Source organism: Halopseudomonas sabulinigri (assembly GCF_900105255.1).
In the GTDB taxonomy this organism is placed as follows: domain Bacteria; phylum Pseudomonadota; class Gammaproteobacteria; order Pseudomonadales; family Pseudomonadaceae; genus Halopseudomonas; species Halopseudomonas sabulinigri.
The window spans coordinates 2,189,929-2,206,399 of the sequence record NZ_LT629763.1; the positions used below are offsets into that span (position 1 = coordinate 2,189,929).

Here is a 16,471-nt window from a genome sequence, read left to right on the forward strand (position 1 = left end):
CGCTGACCGGGCGGCAAAGCCTGCCCGGTCGCTGCTGTCCCGTCTTGTTATTGCGGGTTGGCTCGGGTACTTGTCAGAAGTGCACGCAGGCTTGCGGCCTTGGGCTTGACCAGCCAGAAGCGACGAATATAGTCGTCCAGATTCTCAAGCACCTCAGCGCCCCAGGCACTACCGGTTTCCGCAACGTACTCGGTCAGCACCTGGGTAAGGTGGCTACGGTAGACCTCCATGGCTTCACTGCTGATGCGGTGCAGCTCGACCAGCTCGTGGTTCAGCTTGTCAAAGAAGCTGTTGTCGCGATCCAGCACATAAGCGAAACCACCGGTCATACCGGCGCCGAAGTTGTGCCCGGTGCTGCCCAGTACGCACACCATACCGCCGGTCATGTACTCACAGCAGTGGTCACCCGCGCCTTCGATCACCGCATGGCAACCGGAGTTACGCACAGCAAAGCGCTCACCCGCGATACCCGCTGCAAACAGCTTGCCGCCGGTGGAACCGTAGAGGCAGGTATTGCCGATGATGGACGTTTGCTCGGAGCGGAACGGACTGCCCTTGGGCGGTACTATCACCAGCTTGCCGCCGGTCATGCCCTTGCCGACGTAATCGTTGGCGTCACCTTCCAGGTACATGTGCAGGCCGCCGGCGTTCCACACACCGAAGCTCTGACCCGCAGTGCCCTTGAAGCGGTAGGTGATGGGTGCGCCCACCATGCCCTGATTACCGTGTACCTTGGCGATCTCACCCGATACCCGCGCACCGATGGAACGGTCGCAGTTGGTCAGACGCATCTCAAACTCGGCACCGGTGCGGCCATCGATGGCGGCGCGCGCCATCTCGACCATCTTCTCGGCGGTTTCGCCCTTGTCGAACGGCGGATTGCGAGGCTGATCGCAGAACTGCGGCTTGTCGGCCGACACATCCTTGCTGAACAGCAGCGGCTCCAGGTCCAGATTCTGCTGTTTGCTGGTACTGCCCGGCAGAATTTCCAGCAGATCGGTGCGCCCGATCAGTTCCTGCAGGGTGCTGACACCCAGCTTGGCCAGCCATTCGCGCGTTTCGGTGGCGACGTAGGTGAAGTAATTCATCACCATTTCGACGGTACCGATGTAGTGGTTGTCGCGCAGATGCTCGTTCTGCGTTGCGACGCCGGTTGCGCAGTTGTTCAGGTGGCAAATACGCAGGTACTTACAACCCAACGCGATCATCGGGCCGGTGCCGAAGCCAAAGCTCTCGGCACCCAAAATCGCCGCCTTGATTACATCCAGACCGGTCTTCAGACCGCCGTCGGTCTGTACCCGCACCTTGCCGCGCAGATCGTTGCCGCGCAGCGTCTGGTGGGCTTCGGACAAGCCAAGCTCCCAAGGAGAGCCGGCGTAGCGGATCGAGGTGAGCGGCGAGGCGCCGGTACCACCGTCGTAACCGGAAATGGTGATCAGGTCGGCATACGCCTTGGCGACGCCGGCCGCGATGGTGCCAACGCCCGGTTCGGAAACCAGCTTGACCGAGACCAGCGCAGCCGGGTTGACCTGCTTGAGGTCAAAGATCAGCTGCGACAAATCTTCAATCGAATAGATATCGTGGTGCGGCGGCGGTGAAATCAGCGTCACACCGGGCACAGCATAGCGCAGACGAGCAATCAGCTCGTTGACCTTGCCACCCGGCAGCTGACCACCTTCACCCGGCTTGGCGCCCTGGGCAACTTTGATCTGCAGCACATCGGCATTGACCAGATACTCCGGCGTCACACCAAAGCGGCCAGAAGCGATCTGCTTGATGCGCGAAGTACGCTCGGTGCCGTAACGCGCGGGATCTTCGCCGCCCTCACCCGAGTTGGAGCGCGCGCCGAGACGGTTCATCGCCTCGGCGATAGCTTCGTGTGCCTCTGGCGAGAGCGCGCCCAGGGAGATGCCGGCAGAGTCGAAACGCTTGAAGATCTGCTCCAGCGGCTCAACCTGATCCAGTTCGATAGCGGCCTGATCGTCACGCACCTTGAGCAGGTCACGCAGGGAGGCCACCGGACGGTTATTCACCAAGGCTGCGTATTCCAGGTACTTGTCGTAACTGTCGCCCTGAACCGCATCCTGCAATGCACGCACAACGTCGGGGTTATAAGCGTGGTATTCGCCACCGAAGACGAACTTCAGCAAGCCACCCTGCTGAATCGACTTGCGGGGGTTCCAGGCTTCCTTGGCCAGCAGCAGCTGCTCGGCCTGCAGGTCCTGGTAGCGCGCGCCCTGAATGCGGCTGGCGACACCCTTGAAGCAAACATCCACAATCTCATCGGCCAGGCCCACGGCTTCAAACAACTGCGCGCCGCGATAGGAGGCGATGGTGGAGATACCCATCTTCGACAGAATCTTCAACAGGCCTTTGGAAATGCCCTTGCGGTAGCTCTTGAACACCTCATAGAGGTCGCCGATGACTTCGCCGGTGCGCAGCAGATCACCCAGCACTTCGTAGGCCAGGTACGGATAAACGGCGGTTGCACCGAAGCCGATTAGCACTGCGTAATGGTGCGGATCACGGGTAGTCGCTGTCTCAACCAGAATATTACACTCGGAGCGAATGCCCACGGTGGTCAGGTGGTGATGCACGGCGCCAACCGCCAGCGCGGCGTGCACCGGCAGCTTGCCGGCCTCGATAGCGCGGTCGCTCAACACAATCAGGGACTTGCCTTCGCGAACGGCGGCCTCGGCCTGCAGTGCGATGTTGTGAACAGCCTCGCCCAACGGCAACGCTTCATCCGCATTCAGATCGATGGTGTGCACGGCAAAGCCGGGACGTTCCAGATGCATGATGGTCCGCCACTTGGCGGGCGAAATTACCGGCGAGCTGAGAATTGCGCGGTTGGCGTGATCCGCGGTTTCTTCGAATACGTTGCGCTCGGCACCGAGGCAGGTTTCCAGCGACATCACGATGGCTTCGCGCAACGGATCGATCGGCGGGTTGGTGACCTGCGCGAACTGCTGACGGAAGTAGTCATAAACCGACCGCACCCGGCCGGACAACACCGCCATGGGCGTGTCGTCGCCCATGGAGCCGACCGCTTCCTGGCCATTCTCGGCCAGCGGGCGCAGCACCTGATCACGCTCTTCAAAGGTAACCTGAAACATCTTCATGTACTGCTTCAGACGCTCGGCAGACAGGAAGTCGGAGCCGTGGTCACGGTCATCCAGCTTGGCCTGAATGCGCAGGGCGTTTTCTTTCAGCCACTTGCGATAAGGATGGCGCGACTTGAGGCGATCGGCGACGTCGTCGGTATGCAGCACTTCACCGGTCTCGGTATCCACCGCCAGGATTTGCCCCGGCCCTACACGGCCCTTGCTGATCACGTCTTCCGGCTGGTAGTTCCAAACGCCGATTTCAGAGGCCAGGGTGATGTAACCGTTCTTGGTGACCACGTAGCGCGCTGGGCGCAGACCGTTACGGTCGAGCAGACAGACCGCGTAACGACCTTCGGTCAACACGATGCCAGCCGGGCCGTCCCAGGCTTCCATGTGCATGGAGTTGTACTCATAGAATGCGCGCAGGTCGGCATCCATGGTCTCCACGTTTTGCCAAGCCGGCGGCACTACCATGCGAATGGCGCGGAACAAATCCATGCCGCCGGTAATCAATAGCTCCAGCATGTTGTCCATGCTGGAAGAGTCAGACCCAGTGGTATTGACCAGTGGAGCCAGACTCTCAAGATCAGGCATCAGATCATTGGTGAATTTGTTACGACGCGCATGCGCCCAGTTGCGGTTGGCGGTGATGGTATTGATTTCACCGTTGTGCGCGACCAGCCGGAAAGGTTGCGCGAGCGGCCATTTTGGCAGCGTATTGGTAGAGAAGCGCTGGTGGAAAACGCTGATCGCGGTCTCCATGCGGTCATCCCCAAGATCTGGATAAAACTTATCCAGGTCGGCCGGCATCATCAGGCCTTTATAAGAGATGACCTTGTGCGAAAGGCTACAGACATAGAAGTTGCTGTCGGCTTGCATGGCAATCTCGGCCTTGCGACGCACATAGAACAGCTTGACGCCGAACTGCTGCTCATCAAAGCCTTCGCCAGAGACAAACAACTGCTCGATACGCGGCATGCTGCTCAGAGCCAGCGGCCCAAGCACGGTTTCATCGACCGGGACCTGACGCCAACCGAGACTGGTCAGTCCCTGATCAGCCAGTGCATCGGCAAAGGCTTGCCGAGCCGCATTAGAGGCGGCTTCATCAGCACCCATGAAAACCATGCCGACCGCGTACTGCGCCGGCAACTCGACAGACAGCTGCTCTTGGGCCACTGCACGCAAGAAGCGATCGGGTTTCTGGATCAACAGGCCACAACCGTCACCGGTCTTGCCGTCGGCGTTGATACCGCCGCGGTGGGTCATGCATGTCAGGGCTTCAATAGCCGTCTGGAGCAAGTGATGACTGGGCTGACCTTCCATGTGGGCAATCAAGCCAAAGCCACAGTTATCCTTGAACTGATCAGGCTGGTATAAACCTGCTTTCATAGGCACACTCTCAAAAAACTATTGAATTCAAGCGCTTACGAGAATCAAACAAGAATTGATCTGGCTCGGCGCCGGACAAAAGGGGAGTAATTGTACACAGCAGCCCACAGGGCCACAATTTTTTTTGGGGCCACAATGCCGCATGGGCGTATTCAAATGTCGTAAATAGGAAACTTTGCGTTTCACTATAGCCCTAATCAAGGGCGGCATCCACGCCTTTTATAGTGTGCAACCGCCGGCGGCCAGGTGCCCGCCGGCGAGCGCCACTTAGCGCAGTGACTTCTGGATATCGCCGAAGCTGCGTGGCCACGGCTTGCTGTTGCGCAGGCTCTCAGGCAACGCGGCTACGCCAGACTGGGCAGCCTGACGGCCGCCGTAACTACCCTGGGTGACCACAAACCAGGGCGCGCCCTGATGAACAGTCTCAAAGTAGCCTATGTCCTTTACCTCGGCATGCTTCGCCGCAAAGGTGATTGCCGCTTGCTCAGACCGCGTACCAAGTAACTGCACTGTATAACGGCCAGCCGACTGCTGACGATACCAGTCAGCATTGTGTGCCCCGGTGGTCGCGGCAGCCTTCGGGACTTCTGGCTCCGGCGGCGGGGTCGCCGCACGCTTCTCAGTCGGCGCCGGAGACTCCGCGTCGACGGGCGCAACAACCGGAGCGGGACGCGGCGGCGCTGGTGGTTTCTCCGGAGCAGTCGCCACAGCAGGCACAGCGGGCGTCGGCTCGCGCACCCCATCATCCGCAGTCGCGGCTATCTCGGGCGCCAAATCTTGCTCTGCAGCAGTCGAGCTTGCATCGACTACGGGGCCGGCAGGCAGCGGCGCCGCAGGCGCAGGTGCCTGCTCGACCACTTGGTCGCCGCTCAGACGCACTTCAGGAATAGGCTCGGGCAAAGCCAGAACGGTGGTTTCCGGCTCTTGAGGCTTATCCCCCATATACCAGGCGGCTGCCACACCGACAGCGACCAGCGCCAGCGCCGCCAATGTGCGCACCGGAAAGCCACCACGTCGTGCCCTTTCAGCGGCGGCCACCGGCGCGCGCTCCATTGCTTCGAGCATTACTTGCCTGGCAACGCTATTTATCTTCCCGGGCCACCCCTGCGAGCGCTGATGGATGAGCACAATCTGCTCATCCGCCAACAATTCTATGCCCTGCCCTGCACCTTCCAAGCGCTGGCCGAGGTACTCCCGCGTCTCAGGGATATCCAATGCTTGCAGGGCAACAGAGTGCACTACACCGCCTTCCCCGGCGTACTGTAGCGGCTCCAATAGCGGCTGCAGCTGCTGTTCGTCACCGAACAGAAATACCCGCGGTGCGTGGGCACCCGCTTCCGCGATTTCTGCCAACATGGTTAACGCGGACGACTCGAGCGCTTGCGCATCATCCACCACCAGATAAAGCTGGATGCCCACAGCTTCACTAGTTTGTGCCTTCTGCAGCAAACTGCCTACATCGCGCCCCTCGGCATTCACTGCCTGGCAAATATAGCCAAGCAATGCATCTTCAGCGGCAAATTCCCGCGCCGACAGCACCACACACTGCACCGCATCCTTGTTGCTGCTCGCTACCAGCGCCTGACGCAGCAGTGTCTTGCCACTACCCTCCGGCCCTGTAACCACCAACAGCTGGTTGCTATAACGCGCGAGATGATGCAACTCCGCCAAAACTGGCTTGCGCTTGGGCGTAAAGAACTTGAATCCTGGGGTTCTTGCCGCAAAGGGGTCGTGACTGAACTGGTAATAATCGAGCAGTCGATCAATGTCACTCATGGAGGTAAAAGCCTCTTCCTTGTATGACGTCATGATTGCGCCCCAGCCAGACAGGCCGACAACGCATCAGTATCAAAATCAGCCGTTACTATGGCCTCACCCAAAGCCCGCAAGAGCACTAGCCGCAACTGCCCATCCAGGACCTTTTTATCTACCGCCATCAAGCGCCGAAAATCGTCTACTGTCATGCTCTCGGGGGGCGCTACCGGCAACCCAGCAGCCGCGATAATACGACGGCCGCGCTCAAACTGCTGTACATCAATCCAACCCAAGCGGGCGGATAAATCTAGCGCCATAACCATCCCGGCTCCCACAGCTTCTCCGTGTAGCCAGCTGCCATAGCCCTGATGCGTTTCGATGGCGTGGCCAAAGGTGTGCCCCAGATTGAGTATGGCCCGGACGCCACCTTCTCGCTCATCCGCTGCAACCACCTCAGCCTTGATTGCGCATGAGCGCATGATCGCTTCCGTCACCAGATCGGAGTCCAACGCTCGCAGACTAGCCATGTTGCGCTCAAGCCAATCCAGGAAGTCCGCGTCCCGGATCAATCCGTACTTGACTATTTCCGCCAAGCCCGCGCTGATCTCACGCTCCGGCAGCGTTTGCAAACTGCTGGTGTCTATCAACACCGCTTGCGGCTGATAAAAAGCACCAATCATGTTTTTGCCCGCAGGGTGGTTGATGCCTGTCTTCCCCCCAACTGACGAGTCTACCTGCGACAGCAAGGTGGTCGGGATTTGGATGAAATTGACCCCGCGCTGATAGCAGGCCGCCGCAAACCCAGTCATATCGCCGATCACACCACCACCCAAGGCAATGAGCGTGGTCTTGCGATCATGCCGCTCACCCAGCAACGCATCAAAAATTTGCTGCAGCGTAGCCCAATTCTTGAACGCTTCACCGGTAGGCAACACAACACGAGTTATCTGATATGCCGCCAGCGCTGTCTCTAGCGCCGGGAGATACAAGGGAGCAACAGTGTCGTCAGTAACGATGCAAACGCGCTTCCCACTGATGTGCGGTGCAAGCAAACCAGGCCCTTCAAGTAGACGGGCACCAATGTAAATAGGGTAACTACGATCACCAAGATCGACATTCAGACACTGCATCCAGCTTCTCCCTGTAATATCAGCAAAGCATACAACATCCCGCCGGAACGCGGATATGGAGACCACTCAATAGCGCGGCGTACAAGACAGACCGTTACACGCAAAAGGAAGGAGAAAAGAGAATAGATCTGCGGCGATTGGCGGCCCAGGGAGAGTTCAGGCTTCCTGCAGCTTAGCCACAATGGTATTGACCACTGTCTTGGGGCCACGCTGGTCGGTTTCGATCACCAAATCGGCGATTTCGAGATACAAAGGGTCGCGCTTGGCCATCAGGTCTCGCAACACCCGTTCAGGATCACTGGTCTGTAGCAAAGGGCGCTGACGATCTTTCGCCGTCCGTTGCAGTTGTTGATCCACGCTGGTACGCAAATAAACCACCAAGCCGTTACCCGCCAGAGCAGTACGATTTGCAGCTCGCATAACCACACCGCCCCCCGTAGCCAGAACGATGCCCTGCTCCTGAACCAGCTCAGCGATCATTGCCTCTTCGCGCTGACGAAAGCCCTCTTCGCCTTCAACGTCGAAGATCCAGGGGATATCCGCGCCAGTACGCACCTCGATCTCTCGATCGGAGTCCTTGAAAGGGTATTTGAGCTCTTTGGCAAGCAGACGCCCGATGGTGCTCTTGCCAGCACCCATCGGGCCCACCAGAAAAACGTTATTCAAGCGAATTACCGAGCAAGGGTAATCGCACCGTTATTGATAATGCGCGGAGTCAGGAAGATCAGCAGTTCGCTCTTGCTCTCTGCGGTCACGTCTCGACGGAAGGCCTGGCCTAGCACCGGAAGGTCGCCCAAGAACGGAACCTTCTCTTGAGAGGTCTGAGTGTCGCTACTAAATACACCACCGATTACGATAGTCTCGCCGTCCGCGACCAGAATCTTGGCGTCCACCTCATTCTTGCGAATGGTTGGCACACCGTTTACCTGGTTGGTGAAGTCGGGCTCATCCTTGGTGACGATCACTTCCATGATGACCTGGTTGTCCGGTGTGATCTGCGGCGTTACCTCAAGAGACAACACAGCCTCAGCGAAGGACGTTGTAGTCGCGCCACTGGAGCTAGCCTCTTGATAAGGTATCTCGGAACCTTTCAGGATTTTTGCGGTTTCCTTGTCCGACGTAACCACTTTGGGCTGCGAAATGATTTCGCCATTACCGGTGTTCTCCATCGCAGACAGCTGCAGATCAAGGATGGTGTTGTCCGTCATGAAGCCGATGCCGATGCCGGAAGTAGCACCAATTACGCCCATGTCAACGAAGGGCGTGCTGACCGTTGAAGACAAGCCATCATCACCATAAGCGCGCCACTTCTCGCCCAGAGATAGATCGCCACTCCAGTTGACACCCAGCGCCTTATCAAAACCCACATTCGCCTCAACGATGCGCGCCTCAATCATCACCTGACGCACTGGGATATCCAGCTGGGTCACGATACGACGCAGCTCATCCAGCTTGTCCTGAGTTTCCAACGCAATGATGCTGTTGGTTCTCTCATCAACTGTGAGGGAACCGCGCTGACTGTCAGCATCAGCCGAGGTAACTGAAGCAAACAGCTGAGCGATATCGGCCGCATTCGCGTAGTTCACCTGAATCAACTCGCGGCGTAGTGGAGCCAGTTCAGAAATTTGCTTCTGCGACTCCAGCTCCTGACGCTCGCGTGCTGCAATCTCGTCTGCAGGCGCAACTAGCAAAACGTTACCAACCTGACGCTTGTCCAGACCTTTGGTCTTCAGAACCAGATCCAACGCTTGATCCCAAGGTACATTCTGCAAGCGCAGGGTGATGCTGCCCTGCACTGTGTCACTGGCAACAAGGTTCAAATCCGTGAAGTCGGCAATCAACTGCAGTACCGAACGTACTTCGATGTCCTGGAAATTGAGGGACAGTTTCTCTCCAGAGTAGGTGAAGGAGTCGGCCCGGCGTTGCTCGACCTCGGCACGGCTGAGCGGCTTGAAGCTGACGGTCAGACGATTGTCGGTCTGATATACCAGATGCTCGTACTGGCCGGTCGGCTCGATAACGATAGTAGCGTTATTGCCGTTACTGGACGCATTGACAAAATTAACCGGGGTGGCGAAATCCTTTACATCCAACTGCACCCTCAGTTCGTCAGGCAGACGAGTGTTTGGGAAATTCAGCTTGACTCGGCCGCCCTGCTCTTCCACGTCAACACGGATATTTGGATCCGTGAGATCAACAATAACGTTGCCCTCGCCTTCGCTGCCGCGCTGAAAATCAAGACTGCTGATAGCACGCCCACTGGACACTGCTGCCGAAACAGCAGGCTCCGACTCCGCACGCCAATTGCTGTTGGTGGCAACCGGAGATGCTACCGGCGCAGAGGATGCAACCGGTGCCGCCCCGCCAACCAAAACGTAGAGGTTATTGCCCTCTGCACGTGTCGTGTAAGGAGCAAGGTTAGAGAGATTAATGATCAACCGCGTGCGGTCGTTCGCTTCCACTACCGTTACACTGCGTGCATTGCCCAAGCCAAGTTCGCGGTTACGCTCGCCCAACTTGTTCTGCACGCCCGGCAGATCCAGCGCGATACGCGCCGGCTCATCAATGGTATAGCCTTTGGGTGAGCCGCTAACCGGCTCATCGAATGTTAGCTTTAGCTCAACGCGATCGCCTGGCAGAGACGCAACGTCCAGCTTCTGTAAATCGGCGGCCAAGGCCAACGGGCTCAGCAGCACCACTACGGCTGCCAGCGACATTTTTCTGGTTAGAGGCATTTGCTTGCGTTCCACGCGTGACTGTTTGCAGTTCATGTTTATCTCTCCCTGGTTGACCTATCCGCGCTCAGGCAAGCTGAGAGTCCGCGGTCGCTCCAACCACCCCCCTTCACCATCCGGCACAATCTCGACCACGTCGACTCGACTTTCCTGAATCGCGGTAATGCGGCCATAGTTACGCCCCAGATAGTCACCAACCTGCACTCGATGCACGCTTCCTGCGCCCTGAATAAGAGCCTGCATGCCGTTGTTGTTGCTGAGAGTACCGACCATCTCAAAACTTTCGATATTAAAACCTTCAAGGAACTGCTTGACGCGATTCTCGTCCGGTTTGATATCTTGCGATCCACGCTGACGCTGCGTCAGGTCAATACGAATCGGCGGCTGAAACGGACTTCTCAGTGAGGCTGCGCTATAGGTGAAAGCCTCATATGGCTCAAAACGAGGCAAGGGCTCAATCTTGCCAGCCGGCTTGGCGCGCGTCTCATCCATAAAACGCTGCAGGTCCGCGAACTCGTTACCGCCGCAGCCAGCCAAACCGAAAACTGCCAGAAGAGACAAACAGATCATACGTTTGTTAATCATCATTGCTGGCCTCCTGCATCGTTATAGCGATAGGTCTTGGCCACAATATTCATTGTCAGCAAGTCCGGGTTTGCCGAATTCACTGGCTGAATGACGAAGTCGTTCAACGTCACAATTCGGGGTAGGCCAGCCACACTGCTGACGAAGGTTGCCAGGTCGTGATAGCTACCACGCACAACAATATTGATCGGAAGCTCCACGTAGAACTGTTTCGCGACCTCAGGCTTCAAGGTGATGGATTCAAACTCAAGACCACTATTCAAGCCCATCTGGGTTATGTCTTCGAGCAAGCCGGGCACTTCGCTGTCTTTCGGAAGCTGCTTGAGCAAGCCACTGAAACGCTCCTCAATCTCGGCCAACTGCTCCTTGTAGGCTTCAAGATTCGCTGCACGGAAAGACTTATCCTCAAATTCCTTGCGCAGCGCTATCTCTTTCGCCTCCACCTTCTCGAGACCAACCTGCAGGTCTTTGAGATGAAAGTGATAACCCGCGAACAGCAATACTATAAAGACGAATATGCAAACGATAACTTTCAAAGCACCCGGCCAAGAGCCGATGTTGTTGAAGTCGAGATCGCTGAGTTCGACCTTCTTCAAACTATCCATAGATTGAGAAAAACTCATGGCTGCTGCTCTCCCTCAGCGGCGCCGGCACGCGGCTCGGTCTGCTTAACCGTCAATTCGAACACGTTAGCCTGGTCGAGCGCGCCTGACGTAACCGCACGCACGGCGGTTAAGTTGGGTGATACCAGCCAATCGGAGGCGTCCATTTGACGCATCAACTTGGAAACCCGGCTATTGGATTCAGCGCCACCCTTGATACTGACCGCGGAGCCTTTCATCGAGACCGACGTAAAATAAACGCCGTCTGGTAACGTTCTGGTCAGTTCGTCAAACACTCTGACGATGATCGGACGATTACCCTGCAGATCCTGAATAATCTTCATGCGATCTAACAGCTGGGTGCGCCGCGCTTGAAGCTGCTCAATTTCCTTGATACGCGCTTCCAGCAGGGTAATTTCTTTCTGCAGGAAAGCATTGCGGGCGTTTTGATGATCAATTTTGCCATTCAGATGACGATCGCCGAGAAACACCAGCGCACCGGCAAAAATTACAACCAGCGCCAGAATGGTCAAGAATTCCTTTTTCCGTTCTTCCCTTAGCTGCTCGCGCCAAGGCAACAGGTTAATGCGAGCCATTAGTCAAAACTCCTCATTGCCAGACCACACGCAATCATCAATGCTGGTGCGTCATTACTTAGCGCGACAGCATCAACCTTGTTCGACAGGGTCATGTTTGCGAAGGGGTTGGCAACCAGGGTCGTAGTGCCGATCTTCTGCTGCACCAGTTGGTCAAGGCCTGGAATAGATGCGGTACCGCCTGCCAGCAGGATGTAGTCAACGTCGTTGTACTGTCCACCGGCAAAGAAGAACTGCAGCGAACGCGAAACCTGCTGAACCACTGCATCCTTGAACGGCGCGAGCACCTCGCTTTCAAAGTCGTCTGGCAGACCGCCCTGCTTCTTGGCCAGGCCCGCTTCTTCCTGCGACAAACCGTAGCGACGTTGAATCTCGTCGGTCAGTTGCTTGCCACCGAAAAGCTGTTCGCGGGTATAGATAATGCGGCCCTGACTGAGCACGTTGAGGGTCATCATGGTGGCACCGACATCGATGACCGCGATGGTCAGCGCATCATTGCCGCCGTCAAGCTGATGAACCACAAGATCACATGCCCGCTCCATCGCATAGGCTTCGACCTCAACCACCTTGGCAGTGAGACCGGCCAGCGCAAGAGCCGCTTCGCGAATATCAACATTCTCGCGTCGGCATGCCGCGAGCAGCACTTCTTCGCGTTCGGCATTGCGGGGAGAGACACCCTGGACTTCGAAATCGATGGCGACTTCATCAAGTGGGTAAGGAATATACTGATCGGCTTCGAGCTTGATTTGCTCTTCCATCTCATCAGGATCCAGCCCGGCATCCATTTCGATGGTTTTGGTGATTACCGCCGATCCCGCTACCGCGACGGCAGCTTGCTTGAGAGGCGTTCGCGAGCGTGCCAGGACTTTCTCCAAAGCCTGACCAACACCCTCGAGCTCGACGATGTTTTTCTCGACCACCGCGCCGGGTGGCAAAGGTTCAACCGCATAGGCTTCGACCTTATAGCGGTTACCGGAGCGACTGAGCTCTAACAGCTTCACGGTGGTGGAGCTGATATCGATACCCAGCAGCGTATTCGCTTTTTTCTTGAGGAGCCCTAGCACAGCCAATTTCCTATCAGCATCCGACACTTACGGACGGTTTATGTTTTCCTACATTAAATAACAGTCCTTGTACAAGCGCAAATAGCTAAATCAAAAAAAATACGCTTATAATGCAGACTGCTACACCCTTCAAGAGCAGCAATACTGCTAACTTTCTAATTATTCAGGGAATTCCGCATCCCTTATGCGTTTATTAAAATTTCTCTTCTGGTCCCTTTTAGCGCTGGCTTGCACCCCTGTACTGGTGCTGAGTGGGGTCGCACTCTATCTTAGCCCCGCTTTACCAGATGTTGAAACCCTGCGTGATGTCGAATTGCAAACCCCATTGCGGATATATAGCACAGATAATAAATTGATTGCAGAGTTTGGTGAGATGCGGCGCTTCCCCATCACCTACGATCAAGTCCCTGCTGCATTCGTCAACGCCTTGCTGGCGGCCGAAGATGACAACTTCCTGCACCACCATGGCGTGGATCCTGCGGGTCTGGTGCGCGCCGCAGCCGAGCTGGTGCAAACCGGGCACATTCAAACCGGCGGCAGCACCATCACCATGCAGGTTGCCAAGAACTACTTCCTCTCCAGCAAGAGGGTCTTTTCCCGCAAGCTGAACGAGATACTGCTCGCGTTGCAGATAGAGCGCAACCTGAGCAAACAGGAAATCTTTGAGCTGTACGTGAACAAGATCTATCTCGGCAATCGCGCCTATGGCATTGAGGCTGCAGCTCAAGTGTATTACGGCAAGCCCATCAGTGAACTGCCGCTGGCCGATCTGGCCATGATCGCCGGCCTGCCGAAAGCGCCCTCACGCTACAACCCGATTGCCAACCCCGAACGCACCAAGCTACGCCGCGACTGGATTCTGCAACGCATGCTGAACCTGGGCTATATCGATGAGGCAAGCTACAAAGAAGCCGTCGCCACTCCGATCACCGCCCGCAATCACGGCGCCAACCCGGAGATGGAAGCACCATACATTGCCGAAATGGCGCGCCTGGAAATGGTCGAGCGCTTTGGCGACAAGGCTTATACCCAGGGCTTCAGCGTGTACACCACGGTCAGCAGCGACATGCAGCAAATGGCCAACCAGGCGCTGCGCAGTGGCTTGCAGGATTATGACCAGCGGCATGGCTATCGCGGCCCCGAGGCACGCAACCCGGACATCACACTGGAACAGGGCGCCAGCCTGCTGAAGAAGTACCAGAGCCTGGGTGGTCTTGAACCCGCACTGGTAACGGCGGTTAACCCGGACAGCGTTGAACTGCTGTTCCGCCGCGACCCTCCAGGCACCATCAGCTGGGAGGACATGAAGTGGGCACGCCCCTATCTCAGCGCCAACAGCATGGGCCCGCGCCCTAGTAAACCGGCAGATGTGCTCAAGCCGGGGGATATCATTCGTGTCAGTTCAGTCGAGGGCGACAACCAGTATCGTCTTGCACAGCTACCCAAGGCCCAGAGCGCACTGGTCGTTCTCGGCCCGCAAGATGGCAGCATCAAGGCACTAATTGGCGGCTTCTCCTTTGTCGAAAGCAACTACAATCGAGCAACCCAAGCCCGTCGCCAGCCAGGATCCAGCTTCAAACCCTTCCTCTACTGCGCCGCGCTCGACAATGGCTATACGCCGGCCAGCCTGGTCAACGATGCACCCTTGGTGTTTGTCGACGATTACCTCGACTCGATCTGGCGTCCGCAGAATTCTGGCGGTGACTTTCTGGGTCCGATTCGCCTGCGCGAAGCGCTGTACCGCTCACGCAACCTGGTTTCCATCCGCCTGCTGCAGGATTTGGGCGTCGACCACGCCATGACCTACATCGAACGCTTCGGCTTTGCGCGCTCCGATCTACCGCGTCACCTGTCTGCGGCCTTGGGCACCTCAGAGCTCACGCCACTGCAGATTGCACAGGGCTACACCACTTTTGCCAACGGCGGTTATGCGGTTAAACCCTACCTGATCGACCGCATCGAAAACCGCTACGCGCAACTGGTGGATTACTCACGCCCGGCGGTGACCCCGGCGCAGATGGAGCAGGAGCAGGCTCGACTGGATGCCTATTATCTGCGCCAGCCGGAAGGCCCTCTGCCACAGGTCCAGAAAGCCGAGCGCGTGGTTGACCCACGCACTGTCTACCAGCTCAACAGCATGCTGCAGGATGTTATTCGACGCGGCACAGCCGTGCGTGCGCGAGCCCTGCAGCGCAAGGACCTGGCTGGCAAGACCGGCACGACCAATGACCAGAAGGACGCCTGGTTTTCCGGCTTCAATCCCGAACTGGTCGCCACTGCCTGGGTAGGCTTTGACCAGCCCAGCACCCTGGGCCGACGTGAGTTTGGCGGCACCGCCGCATTGCCCATCTGGATGAACTTCATGGGGCCGGCGCTGGAAGGCGTGCCTGACGAAGAGCAGCGCATGCCCGAAGGTCTGCTGACCGCGCGCATCGACCCGGAAACAGGCCGCAGCGCCCCGCCCGGCAGCAGCAACGCCTTTATGGAAATATTCAAGCAGGAAGATGCGCCGCCACCCTATAGCGAGCTGGAACTGGGCGGTTACGACAGCGGCGGCGCGGTCACCCCGCTGGAACTGTTCTGAGCCAAGCTGAATAACTGCTGGCGCAGCCAGCGGTTGACCGGATCATGTTCGGCGGACTCATGCCAGTAAAGATTGAGCCCGATCGAGGGAAGCGGCACCGGCAGCTCCAGCAGCCGATTACCCAGCGCAGCGTTGACCAGCTCCGCATGTCGCCGCGACATGGTCAACAGCAGATCGCTCTGCGCCACCACCAAGCTGGCGGCCTGATAGTTCTGGCACTGCTGCACCACTCTACGCATCAAACCCATGTGGCCCAGCGCCAGATCTTCATAACACAAACCACGCCGCCAGGAAGCCACAGCGATGTGCTGTGCCTGCAGGTAGCACTCCGTGGTCAACTCACCGGTAAAGCCCGGCCCAGCAACCACGCACAAGGGTTCCGAGAGTAATTGCATCTGCCGCAGGTTGGCTTCCACCGGACGAGCAATCTGCACCGCCAGATCTATTCGTCCGGCAGCCATTTCCAACTTCAACTCCGACCAGCGCAGGCCTGCCGTGCGCACCTTGCAATGGGGTGCACGGTGGCGCAAATGTGCCAGCAAGGGCGGCAGCAGAACCAACTCCAGTTGCTCGGGCAGGCTTAGGGTAAAGGTGCGCTCATCCTGCAGCGGGTCAAAATCATGCAGCCCTTCCAGGCTGCGCTGCAGGCGCGCCAGACTGTCACTGATGACCGGTGCCAACCGCTGCGCCAGCGCCGAAGGTGTTACACCACGACCCTCGCGTACAAACAAGGGGTCAGCGAAGTGCTCGCGCAGGCGCGCCAGCGAGTGGCTGACCGCAGACTGGCTAACATGCAAAATAGCTGCAGCACGCGTCAGGTTGCGCTCCCGAAACACCACCTCGAAGACCCGGAACAGATTCAAGTCCATGCGGGTAGTGGATGGCAAACCATTCATTTCATTCATGTAAAGCAGCCTCTCAACG

The 16,471-nt window shown here is 57.5% G+C and carries 11 protein-coding genes; 1 reads left to right on the forward strand and 10 read right to left on the reverse strand.

Annotated elements, in window-relative coordinates; all coding sequences use genetic code 11:
• Positions 1–47: 47 nt before the first annotated feature.
• The 9 genes from gltB to BLU26_RS09875 all read right to left on the reverse strand — a co-directional run bounded on the left by gltB (position 48) and on the right by BLU26_RS09875 (position 12,963).
• On the reverse strand, positions 48–4,496 hold the full coding sequence (gltB, locus tag BLU26_RS09835) for a glutamate synthase large subunit (protein ID WP_092286176.1): 4,449 nt from the start codon (positions 4,494–4,496) through the stop codon (positions 48–50).
• 267 nt (positions 4,497–4,763) lie between these two features.
• Positions 4,764–6,305 (reverse strand): AAA family ATPase, encoded by a 1,542-nt coding sequence (locus BLU26_RS09840; RefSeq protein ID WP_092286178.1) that lies wholly within the window; start codon positions 6,303–6,305, stop codon positions 4,764–4,766.
• Positions 6,302–7,381: a 3-dehydroquinate synthase gene (gene aroB, locus BLU26_RS09845; RefSeq protein ID WP_092286180.1), complete on the reverse strand. Its 1,080-nt coding sequence runs from the start codon at positions 7,379–7,381 to the stop codon at positions 6,302–6,304. Before aroB ends, BLU26_RS09840 begins: the two co-directional genes overlap by 4 nt.
• Before the next feature lie 156 nt (positions 7,382–7,537).
• Complete coding sequence (aroK, locus tag BLU26_RS09850) at positions 7,538–8,020, reverse strand: shikimate kinase AroK (RefSeq protein ID WP_231702061.1); 483 nt, start codon at positions 8,018–8,020, stop codon at positions 7,538–7,540.
• A 32-nt stretch (positions 8,021–8,052) separates the two neighbouring features.
• A complete protein-coding gene (gene pilQ / locus BLU26_RS09855) occupies positions 8,053–10,116 on the reverse strand; it encodes a type IV pilus secretin PilQ (protein ID WP_092288442.1) in 2,064 nt (687 codons plus the stop codon).
• A 57-nt stretch (positions 10,117–10,173) separates the two neighbouring features.
• Complete coding sequence (gene pilP, locus BLU26_RS09860; RefSeq protein WP_092288443.1) at positions 10,174–10,701, reverse strand: type 4a pilus biogenesis lipoprotein PilP; 528 nt, start codon at positions 10,699–10,701, stop codon at positions 10,174–10,176.
• Positions 10,701–11,324, reverse strand: a complete 624-nt coding sequence (locus tag BLU26_RS09865) for a type IV pilus inner membrane component PilO (RefSeq protein ID WP_092286184.1) — start codon at positions 11,322–11,324, stop codon at positions 10,701–10,703. The genes pilP and BLU26_RS09865 overlap by 1 nt, the downstream gene beginning before the upstream one ends.
• Complete coding sequence (locus tag BLU26_RS09870; protein WP_092286186.1) at positions 11,321–11,899, reverse strand: PilN domain-containing protein; 579 nt, start codon at positions 11,897–11,899, stop codon at positions 11,321–11,323. Before BLU26_RS09870 ends, BLU26_RS09865 begins: the two co-directional genes overlap by 4 nt.
• Entirely contained in the window at positions 11,899–12,963 is a 1,065-nt protein-coding gene (locus BLU26_RS09875) for a pilus assembly protein PilM (protein WP_092286188.1), read from the reverse strand. Before BLU26_RS09875 ends, BLU26_RS09870 begins: the two co-directional genes overlap by 1 nt.
• A gap of 184 nt (positions 12,964–13,147) precedes the next feature.
• Between BLU26_RS09875 and BLU26_RS09880 the strand changes: the two genes are divergently transcribed.
• Positions 13,148–15,547, forward strand: a complete 2,400-nt coding sequence (locus tag BLU26_RS09880; RefSeq protein WP_092286190.1) for a penicillin-binding protein 1A — start codon at positions 13,148–13,150, stop codon at positions 15,545–15,547.
• Here the strand turns inward: BLU26_RS09880 and BLU26_RS09885 are convergent.
• Positions 15,505–16,452, reverse strand: coding sequence for a LysR family transcriptional regulator (locus BLU26_RS09885; protein ID WP_092286192.1), 948 nt, complete (start codon positions 16,450–16,452; stop codon positions 15,505–15,507). The two genes, BLU26_RS09880 and BLU26_RS09885, sit on opposite strands and share 43 nt — an antisense overlap.
• Positions 16,453–16,471 lie beyond the last annotated feature (19 nt).